Origin of the sequence: Calothrix sp. 336/3, from assembly GCF_000734895.2 — a bacterium.
Classification (GTDB): Bacteria; Cyanobacteriota; Cyanobacteriia; order Cyanobacteriales; family Nostocaceae; genus 336-3.
In genome coordinates this window covers 4,304,769-4,325,664 of record NZ_CP011382.1, presented here as the reverse complement: position 1 = coordinate 4,325,664, position 20,896 = coordinate 4,304,769, and the positions used below count along the sequence as shown (strand labels likewise).

Here is a 20,896-nt window from a genome sequence, read left to right as displayed (position 1 = left end):
TACAAACATTGTCTCTACACTGAGTCCTATGACTGCAAATTCTGCACAACAAGTTTGGATATACGATACTACTCTTCGAGATGGTACTCAGCGTGAGGGTTTATCTGTTTCTACAGAGGATAAACTCCGCATTGCTCGACGGTTAGATCAGTTGGGAGTTCCCTTCATTGAAGGTGGCTGGCCCGGAGCTAATCCCAAAGATGTACAATTTTTTTGGCAGTTACAGGAAGAACCTCTTGAACAAGCAGAGGTGGTTGCTTTTTGTTCGACTCGTCGCCCTCAGACAATGGCGAGGGAAGAATCTATGTTACAGGCAATTTTGGCTGCTGGTACGCGCTGGGTGACAATTTTTGGTAAGTCTTGGGATTTACACGTAACAGAAGGAATCAAGACTACTTTACCAGAAAATTTAGCTATGATCCGGGACACTATTGAATATCTTTGTTCCCAGGGCAGGCAGGTAATTTACGATGCGGAACACTGGTTTGATGGTTATAAGAATAATCCCGAATATGCCCTGATGACTTTGGAAACGGCGATGTTGGCTGGGGCTGAGTGGTTAGTTCTGTGTGATACTAACGGTGGTTGCCTACCCCATGAGGTATCACAGATTGTGGAGGATGTGAGGGCGAATTTGTCTGTGGTTGGTAGTCAACGGATGACTATTCCTCACATTGGTATCCATACTCATAATGATTCGGATACGGCAGTGGCAAACGCGATCGCGGCTGTGATAGCTGGAGCCAAAATGGTACAGGGAACCATCAACGGCTACGGAGAACGCTGTGGTAATGCTAACCTCTGTTCTTTAATTCCTAACCTGCAATTAAAGCTAGGATATGAATGTATCGACGTACAAAAGCTTGCCCAAATTGCTGATACAAGTAGATTTGTCAGTGAGGTAGTAAATTTAGCACCTGATGAACATGCGCCTTTTGTCGGGCGATCGGCTTTTGCCCACAAGGGAGGAATTCATGTTTCGGCTGTGGAACGCAACCCCCTCACCTATGAGCATATTTCCCCAGAGCAGGTTGGTAATAATCGCCGTATCGTGATTTCTGAACAAGCTGGTGTCAGTAATGTCATCGCTAAAGCTAGGACATTTGGTATAGATTTAGATAAAAATCACCCTGCAACTCGGCAAATTCTGGCTCGCATGAAGGATTTAGAGCAAGAAGGTTATCAATTTGAAGCGGCAGAGGCAAGTTTTGAATTATTAATGCGGGAAGCTCTCAACAGTCGTCAGTTATTCTTTGCGATTAAAGGTTTCCAGGTGCATTGTGACTTGGTACAAGGAGAAACTGATAGTAATGCTTTAGCTACAGTCAAAGTTACCGTCAATGGTCAGGATATCCTGGAAGCGGCGGAAGGTAACGGTCCAGTTGCAGCTCTGGATGCAGCTTTACGTAAGGCTTTGGTAAACTTTTATCCGCAAATTGCCAACTTTGAACTTACCGATTATAAGGTGCGGATTCTGAATGGACATACGGGAACGGCAGCAAAAACCCGTGTATTAGTTGAGTCTGGCAATGGTTTTCAACGTTGGACGACGGTGGGGGTATCACCTAATATTCTGGCAGCCTCTTACCAAGCTGTCGTAGAGGGTCTGGAATATGGGTTAATGTTACAGCAGCAATCACCAACCGTGAAGGTTTACTCCCCCATACCCAACTTTTCCCGCAAGTCGGGTATTTAAACACCTGTCATTCACTATGTAAAACTTTCCCAAGCTTGGGCGACTAATTGGCTCAACCAACGTCGTTGCTGTTTGTCAAGCAAACTGTCATCAGCAAGTAATTGGGCTGTCAACTCGTCCAGGGATTGCCCTTGGGCATGGACATATTTAATCACTCCGGCGATCGCTGCGGCAACTAGTTCTTCATCAACGTGATTTTGTCTGAGTTCAAAGATTTGTTGAGGGCTGTCTGGGATAGGATAATTCATGGTGTGAGGTTATAGAACGATAATATGAGCAACTAATCAGAGAAAGTCTTAATATTTCTTGATTGATTTCTTATTTAACTTGTAGGGCGAAGTTTAGCGCACCTGAGCTTTTTTTGAATCTGTCTTAATGCATAGATTTGCCGATGAGGAGACAAATGCGAGAGATACTTTATTTAGAGGTTCCGACTCCAGATACAGATTGTGTTCTGCGCTGGTTACAAACCGAGTTTGCACCGGTAAATGGGGAAAAAGTGCAGACACCGGATGGTTTTCGTCTGAGAACGAGAAAAAATACACAGCAGTTGGGTGTAATTCCGGAAGAAGTCGAACTTTCTCTATTTATTTGGTCTGTCCAGCGTAGCACCTACTTAAAAGTTTTTCGTTGGGGAAATCAACCCTTTCCCCAGGAGAAACAAATTCTGCAAGGCTTGACTACTGCCATCAAACACCGCTTTCCCAATCGTTATCCGGCTCCACCCCAGATAGATTTATCACAACAATCTATTTTTACCGCTCTTGCTGCCGATTATCCTCTCACGGTCAAATATTTTCAGAGAATACCAAATGGAGAGTACGATCTACAACGAGTGTACTGGTGGGAACAGCGTTGGCGTGAAGGGGTAAAAAACCCGCAAAAACCGAAGCAAGTATTATTTAATCACCCTGGAGAATCGGGAAGCATTACCCAAAATCCTCCCACCTACGATCTGATTTATATTGGTGGTGCCCTCGGTGTCATCCATGCTGCGGTGATGGCACAGTTAGGCTATAAGGTTCTGTTGGTGGAACGATTGCCCTTTGGACGAATGAACCGGGAATGGAACATTTCTCGTGATGAAATCCAAAGTTTGATAAATTTGGGGTTACTGACGACGGCAGAACTGGAGTCAATTATTGCTAGGGAGTATCAAGACGGCTTCAATAAGTTTTTTGATGGTAATAATCCTCCCCACCTGAAAGCTCCAGTTTTACATACGCCAACAGTTCTCAATATAGGCTTAGATTCAGAGAAGTTACTGCAACTCTGTGGACAAAAATTGCGAAATGCTGGCGGAGACATTTTTGACGAAACAGAATTTATTCAGGCAGATATTTATCATACACAAATTAAAATATCTGTCAAGTACCTCAAAACTGGTGAGACAACACAAGTTACTGGACGATTGTTAGTCGATGCCATGGGAACAGCTTCTCCGATTGCTTGGCAATTGAATGGCGATCGCGCATTTGATAGTGTTTGTCCTACGGTGGGGGCAGTAATTGAGAAAGGTTTTGCTCCAGGGGTGTGGGATTCTCAGTACGGAGATGTTCTCAACAGTCACGGTGATATCTCACGAGGGCGGCAATTAATTTGGGAATTATTTCCTGGTGCGGATGAAGAGTTGACATTTTATCTGTTCCACTATCACCAAGTTCACCCCGAAAATCCTGGTTCTTTGCTGGAAATGTATGAAGACTTCTTCGCCATTTTGCCAGAGTATCGTCGTTGCGATATGGATAAATTGGTGTGGAAGAAAGCCACCTTTGGTTACATACCTGGACATTTCAGCAGTAGCGATCGCACCGTCGCTGTTGACAGGTTAGTTGCCATTGGAGATGCGGCTTCTCTCCAGTCACCCCTAGTATTCACTGGTTTTGGCTCCCTAGTAAGGAACCTAGAACGTCTGACGCAATTGCTCGACACTGCCCTGAAACACGATTTACTGCAATTTAAGCATCTCAACCAAATTCGTGCCTCCCAGAGCAATATAGCAGTCACCTGGATGTTTTCTAAGGGTATGATGGTTCCCACAGGCAAAACTCTTGCCCCAGAGCGTATCAATGCCATGCTGAACAACTTTTTTGGACTATTGGCAGGAGAACCCCAGGAAATTGCCGATGACTTTATTAAAGATAGATTTAACTGGTTGACTTTTAATCGTCTAGCTCTGAAAGCAGCCAAAAACAACCCTGCCCTACTTTTATGGATTTGGCAACTCACAGGTACTCAAGATTTATGGCGTTGGCTAGGAAATTATCTAGATTTTACCCGTCATACCCTGGTAATGGCACTACTCAACGGTTGGTTTCCAGCTTTTATTACCAAAGTACAACCCTGGTTAGAACAGCATAACCCTGCACTTTGGTTAAAGTTACTGACAATTAACTATGCTCTGATTACAGGTAAGGGAAAACCCCAAAATCTGGAAATCAAGCAACTCAAAAAAGTGCCAATATCCAAACCTGTAGTTAATAGTCGATAAATTACCCATTTTTGCGGAAATTCGGTAACTCTACTGCTGCCAGTGTTTTACGTCCCCTGGATTGACGTTGCGGATAAATCAGTGGCGAGGGAGAATTGTTGGCAGTCTCTTCCACCTCAAATGACTGCTGAGTCTCTGGTGTGGATGCTTCCGGTTGTGATAACTGCGAAACTTCCAGCCAGAAATCCGTTGACTGGGGAGGGTTTGTCTCCACGTTAATAGTAGTTGTAATCAGGGTTTCTTCTTCCTCTTCATCATGCAGAGGAGTGGAAAAAGTTTCCCAAATTGGTACTATTTCTTGGTTAAATTCTTGGGTGTCAGTTACTGGAGTATGGAGAGTTGGTGGTTGGGATGGAATGGATGTATTTTGATGAGCAAAAAACATCTGAATCACATTTTCTAGTTGTTCTCCCAAATTTTCTGGTTGTTTGGTATGACTATCAACATTGGCAGATGCTGGTTCTTTAACTTCCGAGTTAGGAACAAATTTTTTCGCAATTTCTGTCAAGTCTGTCGTTGCTGATGTTGGGGAATTTGCAGGTATGATAGGTTCATCCCAAGGGTTTTCTAACTCATCATCACTAAACTCTAGTGATTTTGACCAGGGTTTAATGGGTTGAGCATGGGAGATGAGGGAAGTGTGGAGTTGGGAATATCTTTTTTTCTGGATATTGTCGCTAAAAGCTGATGTCGTATCTGTAGTCTCTTCCCCAGGTACAGAGGTTTCCAAACACTTTTCTAAAGCTGCTTTAAATTGCAAAGTTTGGCGTTGTTGCCGCATTAAACGTGTACGCAATTCTCGGCAAGAGTTTTCTGACTGCATTAACTGATGGGATTGTTCGCTATATTTGGTTTGTAATAGGCTACATTCCCGCTCTAATTGGGCTAAACGTTGTTGATTGAGTTCTAACTGAGCTTTATAGGTTTCTGCTAATGTTTCTTGGTGTTGGGCGGTTTGTAAAGCAGTTTCCAACTGTTGGAACAAAGAGGTTATTTGTTCTTGCGCAGCAGTTAATTCTTGAGTTTGTTGGTTGAGTATGGATTCTGCAATACTAGTGCGTTGTTTTTGTTTTTGTAATGTTTTTTCTGATTCTGATAGTGCTGAGGTAAGTTCGGCAACCTGGGTATATAAATTATTATTCGCAGACTGCAATTCTTGGTTTAATTCCAGCAGTTTTTGAAATTCTGTGTCAATTAACTTTTGTTTCTCAATATCGGGTTCAGCAATCCAATCAGGTGGTTGTACCGATTGTGTTGTTTGTTCCCCTGTTAATTCCGATATTGGGGAAGATTCTATTTGTTGTGGTTTCTCTGGGAATAACTCAGCAACGGGGGATGATTCTATTTGTTGCGCTTCCTTTGGAAATAACTCAGCAACGGGGGATGATTCTAGTTGTTGCGCTTCCTTTGGAAATAACTCCACAACAGGGGAAGATTCGACATCAAGAGTAGTAATTGTTGAGTTCTCCTGGATATCGATATTTGAGTGGGGGGATTCCACAGAAGACTCTAATTGCTGTATTTGATGATTTTCCTGAGATGCTGGAGACAACAGAGGAATTTGAGAAGTAATTCGTTTCTCGCTGGGCAGTACATTGTAAAAAGGACAACTCACCTGTTGCTTTTGTGGTGCATCAGTCGAATTGTGGGGTTGCATTAAATCCCCATGATTTGGGGTGTCCGATTCATTCATCACTCTTCACCCACCAACTTATAAGTTAAAAAATAGAAGTGGCGATCGCATAATTCACCAATGCAGTCTTATCAAAATCTACCCCAGAAGGCAAGTATGGTTCTGCCTGAGTGCAGATAATTAATCTTTTGTAAGTTATAGCTTGCCTGCACTTGGAGTGTAAAATACAAAATTTTAAATAGTGTAAGGAAATTTGTCATCTATCCTGAACATCTAGATAAAACCTATGGCAACCACCGGGGATGGAAGCCCACAAGGGGTAGTTTTTGTGGTTTAATATCTGCTGCCGCTTCTGGATCTGCAATGGGTGTGAGTGGCATTAACCATAGACTACTACTAGCGATCGCCTGTCCATCTTCTGTTGTCAAAATTTGACTGTTGGGTGTGGGGGAAGGTGATGTTTGAGGTACCACTTGATCAAATAGTAAACCCAAACCGTCGGGGGATAAGTTCATTTGGACATTACGTTGCTCTGCGGGGAGGACAATCAATGGTTTTTGCTGTGCTGTCTTGGTATCAATTGCCACTAAATAGGGTTGCTCTTGGTAGGTTTGTCCTGGTAATAGCTGGGTGACTAGACAGTAAAGAGTCGGAGAAGCAATATCAAACTGACAGCTTAAAATCGAACCAGTGGTTTTAAGTAGTTGTTTCTGCGTCCCTTGGTTAGTAACAAGGAATAAGTCGCGGGTGTAGTCAGTATTAAATTTGACCATAGCTGCTTGAGTGCCATCCCGTGTAAAAGCTTGCACTAAGCCGAATTGAGGCAGAAAATCTAGGGGCTTTTCGGCATCTTTTTGTAAGGCTAAAATCGCGGTTCCTTCACCTTGGGCAACTGCCACAGCTTGGCTATCGGGTGTGATCATAAAATCACCACCGGGCTTACTTTTTACAGGTGTGGGTTTCTGTGGTTCACGGGAATTGCTGGTATCAGAGGGTAGCATCCACAAGCCAAAGTCACCGGGGTTAGATTTATTACCACGTTGTACAACGATAGTTTTACCGTCTGGGGAAAGGTCAAATTTGAGGTTTTGGTAATCCTTACTATCTAGGACTAAATCTACCTTACCCGCAGCGATCGCCTCTTTGCCTTCATCCGTGTAAACACCTGTAGTAACTGTATATAATTGAGCAGATAAAATATCTTGATTTTTAGTAGTCCGGGCAGAAAAGAGGATTTTCTTACCATCAGGAAAGGGGATAAAATCCATGACTACCAAGTCTTTAGGGGTAAGTACCTTTTGTTGCCCTTGAGTCAAATTATATAATACTAGTTGTCCTTGTTCTTGGGGTGCGGAACTGATGTAAAGGAGAGCGCGATCGCGGGTTTTAAATGTACCGCTAAAAGGTTGAATAACTCGGTTAATTCCCTCTTTGGCAGAAAATTTATCTTTAGCATTTTCCAGCTGCACTTTGTAGTTAGTGCCATAGGGTGCAGGTGTCAGCAAAGTATACACCATCCGCCGTCCAGCCCAGCTAATTTTACCTGCCAGAGGTGGGTCAAGTTTAATATTTTCCTCTACTGTTTTCGTCTCCATCGGACGACTAAAGGTGAGCGTAAAGGATGTATCATCTGCACCAATTTGTTGATTTTGCCAACTAAAGCTACGTACACTAGCTTTAACTGCATCACCCTGGGATATGACTAAACCAATCGCCAGAGTTAGGAGTAAAATTAAGGCGATCGCAATTCTGTCTAAAGGTTGAATCGAAGTTCTACTTGTCATTCCACTTGTCAGGTTTAACGATGGAGAGTTCTTTTACCGAGAAAGCATTTATAAAACGAAATATATATTCAAGGCTGTCCATTACTAGGGAGACAACCAGGTTCTTGCCATAGATGGGAATATCCTACACCCTTGTGAAAGTTTTCCAAAAACCACTTTTCTCTGTTCCCTATTACCGATTTAATAAGAATAGGGGGTTTTCGGTTGGTCAATTTTCTTGATAGAAGTAGGAGAAATAGTCAGTTGCCGTTTCCCATTGAGAGTTTCTGTAGTCATTTTCCCTTCAATTTCTAACCAGGTATCTGCGGGATATTCTTCCCTTGTCGTTCCCAGTTTTACGGGTAAACCAATAGGATAAGCATCCGCAGCGCAACAAGTCAGGACAAAACGTGCTAAAAACAGATATTCCTTGGTTAAGTCTGATGGATGAATCACAAAACCTTGGACTTTGGCTTTTTGTCCGGTATAAGCATCGGGTTCTGGATAAACATTTAAAGTCCGTACCCAATCTACCAGCGATCGCTCTTCTGGACGCACAGAAGTCCGAAATGCTTGGGGTTTGACGCGGGTAGAACCTAACAAGTCACTGACATCTCTTTTTAATGCTTTATCACTGGCAAAGACTTGGGGGGAAATAATAAACCCTAAAATTGCTGTGATTATGAGTAAAGTACTGCCCCAACCAGGAGGAAATACTGCCAAATGCTGAACATTCGGAAGATTATCGACACGACGTTTTTTTAATAGTTGCTTGGTTTTGAAAAAGCTGACAATTAGTAAGCCAATCGCTGCAACATTAACTAACCAAAAATAATTAGGGTGAATTAGGAGATTTAGCTTACCAGTGAAAAAGTACTTTAAAAGTAGAATACCCCAAGCCGTAATTGCTAATACATCTAGCCAAGGTAGGAATCGCTGGGGAAATTGAGATTTAGGTCGAGGGATAGCCGTCATAGAATTTGCAATTTTAAATGTGTGAGTGAAGGTGAAGCTATTTAGATGTAGATGTCAGGATATTGCCCCGTTATTATCTCCGTATGAGTGATTAGATTATAGAAATTTTCATCTGAATAGGCAAAGAGATAATCATACAACTAAATAAAATGCAGATTCATGATTAAAGTCAAAAGAAAAGTTAATTGTGCGGCGATTAGAAATAGATAAATTAGTGCTTTCGGCTTGAAAATTGAGAGCATTAACCCAATACCTTTAATGTCTACCATGGGTCCAAAAACGAGAAATGCTAAGAGAGAACCACTAGTAAAAGTTGAGGCAAAGGATAGGGCAAAAAAGGAATCAACGGTAGAACAAATGGAAACAACTACCGCCAGCATTAGCATAGTAGAAATAGAACTAATCGGACCAGCACCCAAGCTCAAAATTAAATCACGAGGTGCGAATACTTGAATTGCAGCAGCGATCGCACTACCAATTACCATCACCGCTCCTAATTCTCGCAATTCCTGAATTACGTTTTCTAGTAATAACCGCCATTTATCAGCCATAGGTTTGTGAGCAACCGATACCATCATCTCTGCTTGTAATGCGTTAGCATCGACGATTTGCTGTGTTCCTTTGCCACCCAGAAAATATGTCCCTGACTGCAATAACGATGAGGTGCCAGTTTGAGATGCAGAATTATTATAGGAACGACCTTTTTTGTCTGTGACACTAGGGGGATTATATTTTAAGTAGCGGGCGATCGCTGGTTGGACAATCTTGCTTAAGTCCTTTTGAAAACTGAAGACAAAACCAATAATCGTCGCAATCATCAGGGAAAATACTACACGTAGAACGACAATTTCTGGCTGATCCCGAAAAGCTATCCAGGTAGACCAAATCACGATAGGATTTATCGTTGGTGCTGCTAGTAAAAAGCCAATTGCTACTGGTGTTGGGACTCCCTGCATCAACATTCTTCTTGCCACAGGTACATTACCACATTCGCACACCGGAAACAAAAACCCGACTAAACTTCCTACAAATGCACCCAAAAGCGGATTCTTTGGCATTACAGCCACTAGTTTCCGTTCATCAATGAAAAACATTAGGAAACTAGAAAACAATACTCCCAGTAGCAAAAATGGAATTGCTTCGACTAGCAAACTGAGAAATAGGGTAAAACCATTGTGCAGTTGATTCATGGATGTCGCTTAGTTCAAGCGGTAAAAAGAATTGAGGTTTTGGCAAGCCATTTTATCGAAACGGCGATCGCTTGTGCATAGTATTACAACTTGTTTCAGGTTCTATAAGGATAGAAAATACCCTATCCCCTTTTCCTGTTCAAGTTTTCCGACTCAGAAACTGTACAAAGTGCTACTCCCATAGGGTAGAAAATATTAATCAGAAAATCAGTTTTTCATCTCATTTTATTGAGGGCGACGCCTCTAAGATTGAGCTTTAGTAATTTTTACTTGCCTCCATAGAAAAAATAGAGTCAAGGAAACTGACAATTGTAATTCTAGATTGTCGCACTTTTTCCACGGTTCTGAACCAAAGTCACTTCTTCAGGAATCAGATTTTTCCCTTGACAACTGCCGGGATACTGAGTTTTCAACGATTTTCATAGGTTTACAGTTATTCACAGAAAATTGTCTACTTTCAATTACTTTTCATCGAAACTTCATCATGCTTTCATTTTTCGGGGATCACCGCAGCCAACAGAGTGATTTACAAGTTTTTTTGCCAGAAGTAGTTTAATTAAATAGCAATTATGAGCAACATAGATAAATTAAGCTATTGAATTTACCTATCTATTTTCAAGGCAGCTCCGCTAACATCCTATTAATTAAGGTGTAACACTTAGGATTGTCAGTATTATTTTTTGCGGTCACCTCTGTATTTTCATCAGCCCCTATATTATCGAAAAAGAAGCTAAAATGGGTGACTAATTAAATTGTACTTTTTATACCAGGATTCTCAGTGATACAAAATTGGGTTGCTGATATTTTACCGCCGACATTCTCCGAGATTTGTAACGAAGACTTAGATTTGGAATCTACCCTTAAAGAACTACCTTTATATAATTTCCAGCTAGAAAGTACTTGTAGTGGTAGGTTGTTGGCTGAATTTTTTGATAAATATCCTTTTTTACCAGGAGTTATCTTAGTCGAGGAAGGTAATTATCTGGGTATGCTGTCTCGGTGTCGCTTGCTGGAATTTATGATTCGCCCCTACGGGAAAGAGTTATTTTTAAACAAGCCTCTCAGTATTATCTACAGTTATTCCCGAACTCCGATTTTGCAGTTATCTGAAAAAACAAAAATCTTAACAGCGATGCAATTTGCCCTCAGGCGATCGCCAGAACTGTCTTTAGAACCAATAGTGGTCAAAACCGCTTCCAACAACTATAAAATCTTATCTATACCGGAATTAAACACCGCCTCTTGGCAAATCCGTGGTATTGAAACTCAAGTTCGTTTTGAACGCAGTCAAGCCCAAATGTTACGCAATGAGCGTATGGTTAGTCTAGGACGTTTAGTAGATGGTATTGCTCACGAAATTTTAGACCCAGTGAGTTTTATTTGGGGTAATTTAACCTACGTTGATAATTACAGTCAAGACTTACTCAAACTTATTAATACTTACGAACAAGAAATACCTAATAAAACGAATAGAATTAATCATCTTAAAGAAGAAATAGAATTTGATTTTCTCGAAGCAGATTTATCACAAGCACTAGCTAGTATTCGTAAAGGTGCAGACCGATTGAAAAAACTTGTTACTAGTTTACAAAACTTTTGCCACATTGATGAAGTTCATCCCAAACCTGGAGATATCCATGCTTGCATAGATAATATTATATTATTAATTAATAGTCGAATTAAAGGGGAAATCCAAATTATTTGTGATTACGGTCATTTGCCACCTGTCTATTGTTTCATGGGGCAATTACACCAAGTATTTATGAATATTTTGAGTTTAGCTGTTGATATTTTACTCGACGATGCAGTCCGTAAACAATTCAATTCCGAAATAAAATGTTCACCAGTTCAACCTTGTATTCAAATTACGACTTCTGTCATTTCTCAAGGTTTATCTAGCACTAATAATTCCGATAGTCGTTGGGTTTCTATTCGTATTAGCGATAACAGTCGAGGAATGTCTGATGAGTTAAAGGAAAAAATCATTAATTCTTTTTCCACTCAAAACACTGTCGATAAAGAAAATAGTTTAGCAATGAGTTATCGAATTATCACAGGTAGGCATGGAGGAAAACTCAATTTTTCTTCTCAATTAGATACAGGAACAGAATTTGAAATTTTATTACCATTATGCAATTAATTTTTCCCAATCATAATCAATATCATAACAGAATTAAATCATCGCAATTCAATCCAATATGGGCATATGTTAGACTATTGAATATCTGAGATTATCACTATTAAGTATAATCTCTATTTAAGGTCTTTCACTTCATAATAAAAGATGCTCTCTTTTTAAAAAACAACTTATGTAAAGCAGATTTTTGATTGTTAACTCAACATGAAATCTAGGAGCTATGACAGTATTATGGTTCACAACATTGCTATCCTTATGGCAACGCAATGACCTTATTCCTGTCTAATTTCTATTGACATTGAAATAATTTCGCTTTTTTTGGGAATTATATACATTAGAAGGTGCTAATTCTTAGGGGTAAATACCATGAAATTACCAGGTTATCAGGTTATTGCAGAAATATACTCTGGCTCAAGAACACTTGTTTGTCGAGCTATTCAGGAATCAAATCAAAAACCAGTAGCAATTAAAATACTACGAGATGAATACCCCACTTTCCAGGAATTGCTACAATTTCGCAACCAATATACTATTGCCAAAAACCTCAACTGTCCAGGTGTTATCAAAACCTATAGCTTACAACCCTACCAAAATAGCTATGCCTTAGTTATGGAAGATTTTGGGGGCATTTCTTTACAAGAATTTACAAAGGGCAAAAAGTTTGACTCACTCAATGAATTTTTTCCCATTGCATTACAAATTGTTTCTACCCTAGATGAACTGTATAAGAATAGAGTCATTCACAAAGATATCAAACCTGCCAATATTCTAATTAACCCCGTCACAAAAGAGATAAAGCTTATTGACTTTAGTATTGCTTCTTTGCTTCCTAAAGAAACACAAGCGCCTAAATCTCTGAATGTATTAGAAGGAACTCTTGCCTATATTTCTCCTGAACAAACTGGAAGAATGAATCGCTTGGTAGATTGGCGTAGCGATTTTTACAGTTTAGGTGTGACATTATTTGAGCTACTTACCGGAGAGTTACCCTTTCCCAGCAATGACCCGATGGAGCTAGTATATAACCATTTAGCCAAACAGCCTCCCTCAATTAGTAGTCTAAATCCAAAAGTTCCCGAATCTCTTTCTCATATCATTGCCAAACTGATGGCAAAAAACGCAGAAGAACGTTATCAGAGTGCCTTGGGTTTAAAATATGATTTGGAAAACGTTTGGCAAGAATATCAGAAAGTCGGAGATGGGATAAATACTGCTACCATCTGGAAAATAGGGCAACAAGATAGGTGCGATCGCTTTGCCATTCCTGAAAAACTTTATGGTCGTGAAAGCGAAGTAGAATCGCTCCTCTCAGCTTTTGAGCGTATTGCTAACCCCAGCAACGAAAATAACAAAGGGGTTGAAATAATGTTAGTTGCTGGTTTTTCTGGTATTGGGAAAACAGCTGTAGTCAACGAAGTTCATAAACCCATTGTGCGACAACGAGGCTACTTTATTAAGGGTAAATACGATCAATTTCAACGAAACATTCCTTTTTTCGCATTTTTAGAAGCTTTTCGTGACTTAATCGAGCAACTACTTTGCGAAACTACCATGGAACTCCAGACATGGAAAACTAAGATTTTGGCAGCATTAGGAGGACAAGGTAAAGTAATTACTGACGTCATACCCGAACTCACAAAGATTATTGGAGAACAACCAATAGTTGCAGAACTTTCAGGAAGTGCAGCAACTAACCGATTTAACTTGCTATTTCAGAAATTTATTCAAGTTTTTACAAACAAAGAACATCCTTTAGTAATTTTCATAGATGATTTACAATGGGCAGACTCCGCCTCTTTAAATTTAATGCAAACATTAGTTTGTGAAAAGGAAACTCAACATTTACTATTGATTGGAGCCTATCGAGATAATGAAGTCTCAACTGTGCATCCATTAATGATGACCTTAGATGCGATTTCCCAAGAAAATATAAAAATTAATACAATTACACTCCAGCCTTTATCAGAAAATAATTTAACCCAGTTAGTTGCCGATACCCTCGACTGCTCCTCAGAAATTGCCCAGCCCTTAACAAAATTAATTTACCAAAGAACTCAAGGTAACCCCTTCTTTAGTAATCAGTTTTTCAAGTCATTATATGATGAAAAGCTAATTTATTTTAATTTTGGTGAAGGATGTTGGCAGTGCCACTTTTCCAAGATTCAAGAGTTGCCTCTTGCCAATAATGTTGTTGATTTCGTTGCTAATCAACTTCAAAAACTACCACACATTACTCAAAATATTCTCAAATTAGCTGCTTGTATTGGCAATCAATTTGATTTGAATACACTCGCTATTGTCAATAATAAATCATTAGAAGAGACTGCCACAGATTTGTGGAAAGCATTACAAGATGGACTCATTATTCCCACTAATGAGATTTACAAATTTTTTCAAGACAATCATAGCCCATTATCACAGCAAGAAGCAAAAAAATCTGATAAACATAACTCCTTAGCAACTTATAAGTTTTTACATGACCGAGTTCAACAAGCCGCATATTCATTAATTCCAGAATCAGAGAAGAAAACTACACATTTCAATATCGGTCAACTATTGCTAAGAAATACACCTGAATCAGAAATAGAAGACAATATATTTAATATTGTCAATCAGTTAAACTACGGTGTTGAATTAATTAACAATCAAGACGAGCTAAATCATCTGGCTCGATTGAATTTAATAGCTGGACGCAAAGCCAAAATATCAACAGCTTATACAGCAGCAATTAGCTATTTAGATTTAGGATTGCAAATTATTCCCTCAAGTAGTTGGCAAAATTATTACTCCTTCTGTTTAGAATTACATGAAGAAGCCTGTGAATCCGCATATCTCTCTGGCAACTTTGAAAGGATGGAAGAATTAGCAGAAATAGTAATTAATTCCGCTACTTGTCTTTTGGATAAAATTAAAGTTTACGAGATAAAAGTTCAAGCTGATATTGTACAAAATAAACTATTAAAAGCTTTAAGATTAGCTATCGATGTACTCAAACTCCTGAATGTTGAATTTCCAGAATCCCCATCAGCAGAAGATATTCAAAAAGCATTTAAGACAACCGCAGAAAGATTAAGTGGTCGAGAAATTGCAGATTTAATTAACCTGCCAGAAATGACGGATGTCGATACTTTGGCAGCAATGCGTATTTTATCCAGTATGTTTACTGCTGCATATCTTGGATGTCCTGATTTTGTACCGTTAGTCAGCTTAAAAATGGTTGACTTATCAATTGAATATGGGAATACAGGTATATCAGCTAATGGCTATTGTACTTACGCTTTTCTTTTATGTGCTGTAGTTGGTGATATTCAAGCTGGTCATGAGTTTGGTAAATTATCTTTAAATCTATTATCGAAAACTAATAGTACTTTATTAAAAGCTAGAGTTTTACTTCCTTACAACAGCTTTATTGGTCTCTGGAAAAATCATGCATACAGCTTTTTAAAACCTTTACAAGATGTCTATAATATTTCTAAAGAAATAGGGGACTTTGAATTTTCAGCATACAGTTTAAATAATTTTTCTTATATTTCATACCTAACAGGAAAAGAGCTAATAGAACTAGAGTCCACTATGGCAATATATTGTGAAGTTTTATCCAATTCACAACAACAATCTGCTCTTTTCTCTATGCAAATTTGGCGACAGACTGTTTTAAATTTAATTAACAAAAGTGAAGATGTATGCAACCTCGTTGGTGATAGTTATAATGAGGAAATAATGTTGCCGATACATCAAAAAAGTAATTATGTAATGGCGATCGCCATTGTTAACTTTAATAAACTAACTCTAAATTACTTGTTTGGCAATTTACCGCTAGCTCTAGATTGCTCCCAAGAAGCAGAGAAGTATCTATCTAGTGTTGCAGGCTCACTGATTATACCAACTTTTTACTTTTATGATTCTCTTGTGAGATTAGCGGCATATTGTAATGTAACACCATCAGAAAAGAATCAATATTTAGCAAAGATAAATGCGAACCAAGAGAAAATGAGACATTGGGCAAATCATGCGCCAATGAATTTTCTACATAAATACTACCTTGTTGAAGCAGAAAAACATCGAATATTTGATGACAAAATATCTGCAATGGATTATTACGATAAATCAATTTATCTTGCAAAAGAAAATGAATATATTCAGGAAGAAGCATTAGCAAATGAACTTGCAGCTAAATTCTATCTTACCTGGGGTAAAAAAACTATTGCCCAAACTTACTTAACCAATGCTTATTACTGCTATGCACGTTGGGGCGCACTGGCAAAAGTAGAACATCTCAAAAAACACTATCCTGATTTATTAAGTGTAACAAAACAAAAGGAAACTAGCAGCTTAAATGCTAAAGAGACTATTTCTGTTAGTAGTAGTGATGGCAAAACAATTACTGGAAGTAGCACACAAATTATTGAAGCCTTAGATTTTTTCAGTTTAATCAAAGCGTCTCATGCAATTAGCGGCGAAATGGAACTAGATAAGTTACTAGTTAACCTCATGGAAGTATTAATTGAAAATGCCGCAGCTTCTAAAGCCGTGCTTATTTTACCTGATTCTGATAAATTGGTAATCGAAGCTATCGCTTTATCAAATAAAAAAGTTACTAATGTTTTACAATCTATCCCCATTGAAGAAAGTCAAGATATCCCGATAAATTTAATTAACTATGTCTCGCGCAAAAAAGAACATATTATTTTCAATAATACTAAATTAAAAGTTGATAATACAAAATCTCATAATTACCATATCAACGACCCTTATATTACTATAAATCAACCCAGAAGTCTTTTATGTAATCCAATTCTTAAGCAAGGTAGATTAGTGGGTATTTTATATCTAGAAAATTCCCTAACTAGCGGAGCCTTTACTAAGGATAGATTACAAGTAATTAATTTGCTATGCTCCCAAGCTGCTATTTCTTTAGAAAATGCCCGTTTATATCAAGAGTCTCAAGATAATGCTCAACAGTTACAAATTTCACTAGAAGAACTAAAACAAGCACAATTGCAACTAGTGCAAAGTGAAAAAATGTCTACTTTGGGTAATTTAGTATCAGGGATAGGACACGAAATTAATAATCCAATTAACTACCTTTCTGGTAATTTACAACCAGCAAATGAGTATGTACAAGACTTATTGACCCTTCTCGAACTCTATGAGAAACATTATCCCAATCCCGTTACAGAAATTGCCAAGGAAATACGAGCTAGAGATTTAGACTATATAAAAGAAGACTTACCAAAAGTTATTTCTTCGATGCGACAGGCAATTGACCGTATTTATGATATCAGTATTAGTCTGCGAACTTTCTCTAGAGCCGATACTCAGAAAAAAATTCCTTTTAATATCCACGATGGTATTGACAGCACATTAATGATTCTACAGCATCGCTTAAAAGCATCACAATCCCGTCCCAGTATTCAAATAGTAAAAAAATATAGTAGCTTACCTGAGGTGAAGTGTTTCCCCGGACAGTTAAATCAGGTATTTATGAATCTGCTAGCAAATGCTATCGATGCGCTGGATGAATCTAATTCTGGAAGAACTTTTAAAGAAATTGAGCTAAATCCCAATTGTATTACAATCATCACCACTGTCAATGAAGACAAAAAACTGCTGACGATAAAAATTCAAGATAATGGTCCAGGCATGTCAGAGGAAGTTAAAGCTAAAATATTTGACCATTTATTTACCACCAAACCTGTCGGAAAAGGAACAGGTTTAGGACTGGCGATCGCGAATCAAATTATTGTAGAAAAACATGGAGGGTTTTTAGATGTTGATTCTGCACCAGGAGAAGGTGCAGCTTTTATCATATCTATTCCTATTGAGTAAGCAATTTTTGATAATCATCTGAATTATTTCCTTAATATCCCTGATTTCTTTTAAGAAATTGGGGATATTATATACAATAATAATCTAGAAAATATCCATATATTAATTAAGTATTTACCCTGAAATATTGTGCCAATAATCAGACGTAATATTTTTAATAGCTAAATGCATATAAATACCGAGAAAATTATAATAAAAAATATAAAAGTTTAGATATACTTTATCCTGAAGACTGAATTATTTAAAGTTATTTTATAGTTTTTATGTTTATTTTGAATATCATTTAGTTAGAGAATTTCAAGGTAACTATTTCTACTTTGATAAAGTGTATAACAGTGCTAAGTTTCACAAGATACAGATTCATATCACCCTAATAATGCATAGCATTATCTATCTACCCTATTCACGACTTACAAAATAGGTTTTCAAATGTACTTTGCTGGAGTATAGCGTTTCCCAATCAGATGGAATACAACCCCACCCGCCCTATCGGGCACCCTCCCCAAAATCGGCTACCCATTAGTCACATCTTTCTTAACAATTCTGAAACCCTTGTTCTGTAGTCATCTTAAACGCTGAGGTGTCAGGCATACTTGACAGATTGCTTCTTACTATTCTCGCTAAAATAGGATTTTTATTGAGAATTGACGACGAAGGAATCAGGGTTAGAAAAAGCGTGAGTGAATACTCTCGTAAATGTTGCGAAAGATCCGGGTAATGGATAGCCAAAATCGGGGAGGGCTGGGGAGGGGTTCTTCCCTACCTTACTAGAATGAGAAACGCTATAAGAATTACTAGCAAATAAAATGTAAGTATTTCTTACCCTTGGATAATTTTGTCATTTAATATGTAATCCCTCTTTTGTTACTACGAGGAGAGAAAAATACTATCTCTACTCTGAAAACTAAACAAAATAATGAATTGTGCGGTCGCGTCTAAATTTTGTCATTTAAATTCCTTTATTGAAAAAAGACGTAAATATAATAATTTCGGATTATTCTTTCCCCAAGGTAACAAAAGAGGGGTAATACCATTTCACGAAAAATCTGATACAGATGTAAATCCTGAAAGCTTTGCTGCATCTAAGTTTTTTAATTGCGAATTGCGAATTGCGAATTGTGAATTGGTATAACCCCTTTTTTGTCACTCTGGAAAAAGAAAATCAAAGTCAAATTTTCAACTCTAGATAGAACATGCATTTGAGCGTTTATTTTCTAACACAATGGCTGAAATTATGGTTTTTTCATAAAAGCCTTATGCTGTAAGCATTTCAGACTATTCTCTCCCGAAAGTGACAAATGAGGGATAACTCACTTCATTGTGGTTTCGTATTAATGTAGCAAAACCAAACTTCAGCAATAAAATTATCAAAACAAATTTTAAATAATGCTAATTACAGAAAAAAGTTTTAATACAAAATCTAGCCAAGAGACTTCTCTGACGAAATCTATCAGCCAGCAACTACCACAAATTACAGTAGCTGATAGTATCATTCAAATATTGACAAATTTAGGTGTACGCCACGCTTTTGGAGTTGGAGGTGGGGCGATCGCACCCATATGGCAAACTTTAGAAGAAAGTTCTATAGATGTACTTCACTTCCGTCATGAGGCAGGAGCAGCCTTTGCAGCTATGGAAGCTTATTTTGCAAATGGTTCTCCGGTTGCTGTATTCACCACAACTGGACCAGGTATCACTAATGCACTGACTGGAATGATGGCGGCACGGTGGGAAGGAGCTAAAGTCATTTTCATATCCCCTAGTACCCCGGAAACCCATGAAGGAAAATGGGCATTTCAGGAAACTAACCCCAACAAAATGCCTCAAGATTTTTTTTGTCACGGTAGTATATTTCATTATGCACGTCATATTAAGTCAAGTGATGAATTACCAGAAATAGCTCAACAATTGACCACAAGATTTTCCAAACCAGGTGGATTTGTTGCTCATCTGAGCATTCCCAGTGATGTCCAAAGTAGTAACGGTTGTCATGTTTATCCAGATACATCAAAATTTCCATTACTGATTCCTGACCAAAAAATAATTAATCAAGTTGGCGAACTCCTATCTTCCGATTCCTTTGCAATATGGGTAGGCTTTGGTGCCCGCGATGCTGCTCAGGAGATACTCCAGTTGGCAGAAAGAACAGGAGCTGCTGTTATGAGTTCCCCTCGTGGAAAAGGCATCTTTCCCGAAAATCATCCTCAATATCTAGGTGTAACCGGATTTGCTGGGCATGACTCTGTTTTGCAATTTATGAAGTCTACGCCTCCTGAATACATTCTTGTTTTAGGGACTCGTCTAGGAGAGTTTACTTCATTTTGGAATCCTTTATTGATACCACCAAAAGGCTTTATTCATGTGGATATTGATTCACAAGTTCCAGGCGCTGCTTATCCCAATGCCAAGACATTTCCTGTAATTGCAGATATCAAGATATTTCTAACGATGTTACTAGAGAAATTTCCAATAGTACATGAGTCATATACGAGAAAGTCACTTCCTGATAGCTTGAACCCCCAAAATAGAAATGATGATTTTTATATAGGCTTAGTCAGACCAGTAAAATTAATGAAGGTAATACAAGAAGTAATAGTCGAAAATAGTGATGCCATAGTTATGGCTGATGCTGGTAATTGTCTTTCGTGGGCGACTCACTACCTCAAATTTCAGTCTCCAAACCGTTGGCGAGGAAGTACGGGATTTGGTTCAATGGGATATGCCACAACTGGAGTTTTAGGAGCAAGTTTAGTAAGTGGAAAGAAAACTGTGGTAATAGTTGGTGATGGTGCGATGCTTATGAATAATGAAATCAATACTGCTGTTCAATATAAAATTCCTGCAGTTTGGATTATTCTCAACGATAGTAGTTATGGGATGTGTTCCCAAGGGACTAAACAACAAGGATATACAAGCATTAAGACAGAAATAGCACCAACAAATTTTGTAATGCTAGCGTGTAGTATGGGTGCAAATGGAATTGGTGTAGAAAATGAATCACAGCTAGAAAATGCAATATTACAGGCAATGCATTCACAACTTCCATTTGTCGTAGATGTCAAAATTAGTCGAGAAGAACTTGCACCAATTAGTATGCGAATAAATAGTTTAATTCGGCAAAGTACTAATATTAATACAAAAATTTTTAAAACAAGTTAACTCTCTGAACTTTTTAATATGGT

At 38.4% G+C, this 20,896-nt stretch carries 10 protein-coding genes; 5 read left to right on the top strand and 5 right to left on the bottom strand.

Features of this window, described 5'->3' with window-relative positions:
- Positions 1–28 precede the first annotated feature (28 nt).
- Positions 29–1,696, top strand: coding sequence for a citramalate synthase (gene cimA, locus IJ00_RS18000; RefSeq protein ID WP_046814851.1), 1,668 nt, complete (start codon positions 29–31; stop codon positions 1,694–1,696).
- 14 nt (positions 1,697–1,710) lie between these two features.
- Here the strand turns inward: cimA and IJ00_RS17995 are convergent, their stop codons facing one another.
- Entirely contained in the window at positions 1,711–1,944 is a 234-nt protein-coding gene (locus IJ00_RS17995) for a hypothetical protein (protein ID WP_035155194.1), read from the bottom strand.
- Positions 1,945–2,099: 155 nt separating this feature from the next.
- Here IJ00_RS17995 and IJ00_RS17990 point away from each other — a divergent pair, with 155 nt between their 5' ends.
- Positions 2,100–4,187 carry an NAD(P)/FAD-dependent oxidoreductase gene (locus tag IJ00_RS17990; RefSeq protein WP_035155193.1) on the top strand — a complete coding sequence of 696 codons (2,088 nt, stop codon included), beginning with the start codon at positions 2,100–2,102 and terminating at the stop codon, positions 4,185–4,187.
- A gap of 1 nt (position 4,188) precedes the next feature.
- On the opposite strand, the gene IJ00_RS17985 is transcribed toward IJ00_RS17990, so the two are convergent.
- The 4 genes from IJ00_RS17985 to IJ00_RS17970 all read right to left on the bottom strand — a co-directional run bounded on the left by IJ00_RS17985 (position 4,189) and on the right by IJ00_RS17970 (position 9,748).
- A complete protein-coding gene (locus IJ00_RS17985; RefSeq protein WP_035155192.1) occupies positions 4,189–5,880 on the bottom strand; it encodes a hypothetical protein in 1,692 nt (563 codons plus the stop codon).
- Positions 5,881–6,104: 224 nt separating this feature from the next.
- Complete coding sequence (locus IJ00_RS17980) at positions 6,105–7,604, bottom strand: Ig-like domain-containing protein (protein WP_035155191.1); 1,500 nt, start codon at positions 7,602–7,604, stop codon at positions 6,105–6,107.
- A gap of 180 nt (positions 7,605–7,784) precedes the next feature.
- Positions 7,785–8,558 carry a TIGR03943 family protein gene (locus IJ00_RS17975; RefSeq protein WP_035155190.1) on the bottom strand — a complete coding sequence of 258 codons (774 nt, stop codon included), beginning with the start codon at positions 8,556–8,558 and terminating at the stop codon, positions 7,785–7,787.
- Positions 8,559–8,698: 140 nt separating this feature from the next.
- The gene (locus IJ00_RS17970; protein ID WP_035155188.1) at positions 8,699–9,748 is read right to left on the bottom strand and encodes a permease; all 1,050 of its coding nucleotides are present in this window, start codon (positions 9,746–9,748) and stop codon (positions 8,699–8,701) included.
- A gap of 778 nt (positions 9,749–10,526) precedes the next feature.
- On the opposite strand from IJ00_RS17970, the gene IJ00_RS17965 reads away from it, so the two are divergent.
- The 3 genes from IJ00_RS17965 to IJ00_RS17955 all read left to right on the top strand — a co-directional run bounded on the left by IJ00_RS17965 (position 10,527) and on the right by IJ00_RS17955 (position 20,873).
- Positions 10,527–11,888, top strand: a complete 1,362-nt coding sequence (locus IJ00_RS17965) for an ATP-binding protein (RefSeq protein WP_046814850.1) — start codon at positions 10,527–10,529, stop codon at positions 11,886–11,888.
- A 363-nt stretch (positions 11,889–12,251) separates the two neighbouring features.
- On the top strand, positions 12,252–17,714 hold the full coding sequence (locus IJ00_RS17960; RefSeq protein WP_035155186.1) for an ATP-binding sensor histidine kinase: 5,463 nt from the start codon (positions 12,252–12,254) through the stop codon (positions 17,712–17,714).
- A gap of 1,386 nt (positions 17,715–19,100) precedes the next feature.
- Positions 19,101–20,873, top strand: coding sequence for a thiamine pyrophosphate-dependent enzyme (locus IJ00_RS17955; protein ID WP_035155177.1), 1,773 nt, complete (start codon positions 19,101–19,103; stop codon positions 20,871–20,873).
- Positions 20,874–20,896 lie beyond the last annotated feature (23 nt).

What these genes read in the sequence shown, in the direction of transcription:
- cimA (WP_046814851.1), top strand. Translation starts at nt 29, where the DNA reads ATGACTGCAAATTCTGCACAACAAGTTTGGATATACGATACTACTCTT.
- IJ00_RS17995 (WP_035155194.1), bottom strand. Translation starts at nt 1,944, where the DNA reads ATGAATTATCCTATCCCAGACAGCCCTCAACAAATCTTTGAACTCAGA.
- IJ00_RS17990 (WP_035155193.1), top strand. Translation starts at nt 2,100, where the DNA reads ATGCGAGAGATACTTTATTTAGAGGTTCCGACTCCAGATACAGATTGT.
- IJ00_RS17985 (WP_035155192.1), bottom strand. Translation starts at nt 5,880, where the DNA reads ATGAATGAATCGGACACCCCAAATCATGGGGATTTAATGCAACCCCAC.
- IJ00_RS17980 (WP_035155191.1), bottom strand. Translation starts at nt 7,604, where the DNA reads ATGACAAGTAGAACTTCGATTCAACCTTTAGACAGAATTGCGATCGCC.
- IJ00_RS17975 (WP_035155190.1), bottom strand. Translation starts at nt 8,558, where the DNA reads ATGACGGCTATCCCTCGACCTAAATCTCAATTTCCCCAGCGATTCCTA.
- IJ00_RS17970 (WP_035155188.1), bottom strand. Translation starts at nt 9,748, where the DNA reads ATGAATCAACTGCACAATGGTTTTACCCTATTTCTCAGTTTGCTAGTC.
- IJ00_RS17960 (WP_035155186.1), top strand. Translation starts at nt 12,252, where the DNA reads ATGAAATTACCAGGTTATCAGGTTATTGCAGAAATATACTCTGGCTCA.
- IJ00_RS17955 (WP_035155177.1), top strand. Translation starts at nt 19,101, where the DNA reads ATGCTAATTACAGAAAAAAGTTTTAATACAAAATCTAGCCAAGAGACT.